The organism is Microcystis sp. BLCC-F209, from assembly GCF_041928595.1.
Lineage (GTDB): Bacteria > Cyanobacteriota > Cyanobacteriia > Cyanobacteriales > Microcystaceae > Microcystis.
On record NZ_JBHFLL010000163.1, the window covers coordinates 1 to 4,982 of the forward strand.

Annotated in this window: 2 protein-coding genes; both read right to left on the minus strand. The window is 41.9% G+C overall.

Going from position 1 to position 4,982, the window contains the following annotated elements:
• Positions 1-136 precede the first annotated feature (136 nt).
• Entirely contained in the window at positions 137-3,373 is a 3,237-nt protein-coding gene (locus ACE1AQ_RS10045; RefSeq protein ID WP_008198851.1) for a tubulin-like doman-containing protein, read from the minus strand.
• Positions 3,374-3,375: 2 nt separating this feature from the next.
• Positions 3,376-4,332, minus strand: coding sequence for a ribonuclease Z (locus ACE1AQ_RS10050; RefSeq protein ID WP_008198852.1), 957 nt, complete (start codon positions 4,330-4,332; stop codon positions 3,376-3,378).
• Positions 4,333-4,982 lie beyond the last annotated feature (650 nt).

Below are 4,982 nucleotides of genomic sequence, written 5' to 3' on the forward strand. Positions count from 1 at the left end.
CCCGCCTATCGGCACCCCCCTTATCAAGGTAGATCCCCCCGCCTATCGGCACCCCCCTTATCAAGGTAGATCCCCCCGCCTATCGGCACCCCCCTTATCAAGGGGGGCAGGGGGGATCAAACCCAAAATCTAATTTCTACTTAACTAATTTTGCGCCACACTTAGAACAAAAATTAGACGAGGGCGGGTTTTTGTGTCCACAATTACCGCAGATAATTAAAGCTGGGTTAGCCACTTCCGTCACCGGAGAAAGAGGAATTTCTCCACCGCTATCCAACTTATAGTTATCGATTAACTGCAAAATAATTGCATCTTCCCGTTTATATTCTGTATTATCTTTTCCTCCTGTTAACTCCTCGGAACGTTGTTGTAAATATTGGATAAAAGTCCGATACAAAGCTTGTTTTTTCTCGGGAGTGGCTGCAGCCTGTAACTTAGCTGTCACCTGACTTTGAATTTTTTCCTTATCTTCGCGACAAGCTTTTACTTCTAACACCTGTACCGCATCTTCCCAACTGGTGGCGATATCGACTTTTTTTAATCCCGTTGCGGTTTTAATTTCATAGCGAATTGTTTTCTCATTAGTGACTCGATTGACTTCTGGGAAAAGCACTTTCAAAGCTCGGGCTGTTACCACCAATTGATAAATACTCGGATCTTCGGGAAAAACATCCCAGAAAGGCGGTTCCTTTTGGATATGCACGGGGATGGGTAAATCGCGATTTTCCCCCATTTGTTGGGCGCGTTTAGCGAGAATAAATTCCCCTTTCCAGTCCTGATAGGATTGCCGCAGTTCTCGCATTCCCTCGAGACAACGTAGGGAAAAACCGCCAATTTCCTGCACGAAGACAAGACGATATTTTTCCACGTCTCCCAAGGGTTTAATATCGTCTTCGTTTGCAATAAATTCCCGCAGTTTCGGAATAATTTTTTGGGCTGCTGGGTTACTGGTATTTCTTCCTCCAATCAGGGCAACATTTTGATTTAATTGAGGCGTAAAACCCGCATCTTTTCCTCGCAAAACCGCAGGATTGAGCATAATTAGGGGGCGCGATTTTTGGTAAGCAATGCGAAGATTATTGATAATATCGGCATCGTTGTTATAGATTTTTAACAAGCGATCGCAAGCGGCTAATTCCTGCTGAATTCGACTACTAGCGGGAGCATTTTGTAGGAGTTGATTAGCTTGATTTAGGATAACTTTTTGAAAATCTCCTTGACGAATATCGGCAATCTCGGTGATGTCAAATAAACGCATATTTTCGTCGGCACGGCGAGTTTCTTTCCAGAGGGGGCTAGATTGCTTTAAAATCTCTTCTGAGAGGGGTAAACAAAGGTTATCCATACCCGTATCGTAGGCGTTTTTGTTACCGACAATCCCAGAGGCAAATTGTTCGATAAAGTCTTGATAAAGACCATTTAATTCTTGTCTGTCAAATAATTTAATCCCATTAATTAACAAAGCATCGGCACTATCGATCTGTTGATTAGACTGGAGATTAAATAGATCGCGACTTTGAATTACTTTCTGACGAAAGCGATTAAAACGGCTTTCTAATTGATTAAGATGTTCCAGTAAACGGTTAATAACCTCTACTCCTGCACCTCTGGTTTTTCGTTGAATATTGGCCATTAAATGGCCTTCCAATCCCGTTAAAGCTTGTTCACAATATTCTTCCATCTTATCTTTTTTCGAGATATGAAGTTTATCTTTCAGATCATTAATTTCTGCCAAGGCTGTGTCGTATTCCCGTTGACGTTTACTTTCGTTTTGACTCCAAACCTGTTCTTGATCGCGACGGAATTTTTCGGCTATGTCGGTGAAGATTTGTCGTACTGAAACAATAAAACTCTCGGCAAATTTTACCCCACGGTTCCGATCTTCAAGGATATTATAAAACTCCATTTCTAGGGACTTTTTACCCCGTTGAATAATTTCATCCCGGTTACTATAAATCTTTTTCAGGTAATCGCCGTGCAGCCGTTCATCGGGACTCAATTCTAGTAAATGATTGCGTTTAAATTCCTCGACTCTTGGCGTTAAATAATCATCAATAAATTGCAGAATTTTTCCCTGTTCATTGCCTAAAATATTAACACCCTGCTTTGTACAAGATAGCCAATTATCTTGATTGATTTCCTGACGAGTTTCGTTAATCCATTGGGAGATTATGGCAATTAAAGAGCGATCCTTGTCGGCACATAAATCCATAATTAATTCCCCTTCGCTCAAGCGCATTCTTTTGAGGATATCACTTCTGACTAACTCCAACATTTGAGCGGGTAAAATCACTGCATCATTCAGCCACCAATTAATTAAATCTTTGGCTAAACGTTCCGATAAGGAGGCACGAATTTGGGCAATAGGAATTTCAATAGTTGATAGCCCAAAACTCATAAATTGCTTAGGATAACCGCGACCTCCCGGGTCAGCTTGCGCCCAAGAACCCTTAATATTATCTCTAATGGAACGCTTATGGGGGGCAAAATCAGAGGTCATATCTAGGAAGATATTTTGGGCGATCATTTCCCTAATTTGACCAAGTTTAAAATCCCCTTCGCCGTTTTTTGTCCCCACTAAATAGGTAAAATCAAAGGGGGGTAGCTTACTAACAACTTCATCGACTAAACCGCTGCTAAACTGTTGATGATATTCGGTTCTGTAGTCAGAAAAGTAATTTAATTCCATCAGGGCAGCGTAACCATTAGCCAAAACTCGATCGCCGACACTAATCCCCGCAAATGCTTCAGGAGTGGGAACAATTGCCGTACTCAAAGGACTACTTTCCCCGCGCAACCAATTACGAATACAGTAGCCTAGATCGATTAACATTCCGCTACCTGTACCACCGTTTAAAGAACCCGTAGTAAAGACATTAATAGCAGTATTATTAACTTTAATTCCATAGCGATCGAGCATAAAGTTTTCTTGTCCTTTTACCCGTCTCACTGCGTCCAGAAATTTTCTTTGGATCTCATGATAATTGCAAAATAAAGCAAAACGGCCACAGGCGCGAATTTGTCCCGCTCCCGCTTCCAGGGAAGTAATATTTCTCTCTAATTCCGGGGGAAACCAACTATTAATCCAGGGATATCTATCCATGTCAGATACCATCTCCTGTACCTGTTTTCCACTCACCCGGGCCCAGTGTTTTTCGTTATCTTTAAAAGCACTGCCAGCAGCTTCAGGATTACTGATTTTATAATCCTTATCCGTATCAACCACCAAAAAACTGACAATCGGAAAATTGCTCAAACTGCCATAACTTTCCTCGATTAAACGACGCAAGCGCGATAAAATCTCGTTACCCGTGCCACCAATACCCACTAAAACCGTGGGAACCATGCTTTTTTCTTCTACTGCTGCTGGCATAATTATTTAACTCCTAAGGCCATTTCTTGACGGTTGCGAGGGACTTCGTAGGTGAGGAAATCGTAGGCTAATTTAGTGTTAGGAAAAATCGCCCGCGCTTCCTCTAACAGATTGGAAATATCCAGAGAATTCCCCGGTAGATAACGGGGGCTAAAATGGGTCATTAATAACAATTTTACCTGGGCTGCCAAAGCCACCTGGGCTGCCATCGTCGAAGTGGAGTGAACACTTTCAAAGGCTAACCCGGCATCTTGGTGTGCAAAAGTCGCCTCATGAATTAGCACATCTGCATTCTGTGCCAATTCGATCGAGCCTTCACAGAAAATAGTATCGGTACAATAGGCAATTTTACGGCCGATTTCCGTTTCCCCGCAGAGGGACTGACCGCGAATTTTTCTGCCATCGGGAAGGGTGACAGTTTCCCCCTTTTTCAGCTTGCCGTAAATAGGTCCGGGGGGAATACCCAAAGCGTTGGCTTTTTCCACATCAAAACGTCCAGGACGGTCTTTTTCGGCGATGCGATAACCGTGGGCGGGAATACGATGTTTTAATAGCTGACAGGAGACGGTAAATTCTTCATCTTCGTAGAGTATGCCGGGGGAAAGGGGATGGACACGCACCCGATTGGCGAAATTAGTATAGGAATACTTAGCACAAGCGCGCAGATAGTCCCCTAGTCCGGGGGGTCCGTAGATATCAATATCCTGAGCAGAACCGGCTAATCCGATACTGGCTAACAATCCCATTAAACCAAAGATATGATCGCCGTGCATGTGGGTGATAAAAATGCGTCGGATTTGGGAACTTTTCAGGTCGCTACGCAGTAACTGGTGTTGAGTTCCTTCTCCACAGTCAAACAGCCATATTTCCGCCCGTTGCGGCAAACGAAGGGCGATACTAGAGACATTGCGGGAACGAGTGGGAACCCCAGAACTGGTTCCTAAAAAAGTAATCTCCACAGGATAGCTGTCAGGATAGAGGATTCTTTTTCTAGTCTAGGCTGTTTTTATCGATTTCTCGATCGAATTGCTGCTTTTCTGTATTTGATCTCTTGGAAACAGGAAATCCCCTGATTTTAACCTAACTCTGCAATAATTAATCGCAGCCGGAAATAGGTTGGCGCACATATCATACTTTCTGCTTTTTGTCAAAAAAACTTTTTTTTTGCAATAAAACTACACAAAAAAAAGATCATCGTTGTGGGTGAAATTGACTCATTTACCTGTCTTAATTAGGATCACCTTGTAGGTGTGGCAAGGGTTTCAACCATTGCTGCCCAAAAAAGCACAGAAAAACCCATTATGAAATTCAGCAAAATCGCTGTAACCATTATAACATCGTTGTTAAATAAAAATCTTTCTCAATTAATTCTTAAGAATTTGTAAATATTGCGAAATGTTAATTTAAATATTCTCAAGTTTGTGGAGTCAATAAATAATTTTTACTTATCTTTGACCAACATGGGGTTAGAAGTCAGTTATCAGTTATCAGTTATCAGTTATCAGTTATCAGTTATCAGTTATCAGTTATCAGTTATCAGTTATCAGTTATCAGTTATCAGTTATCAGTTATCAGTTATCAGTTATCAGTTATCAGTTATCAGTTATCA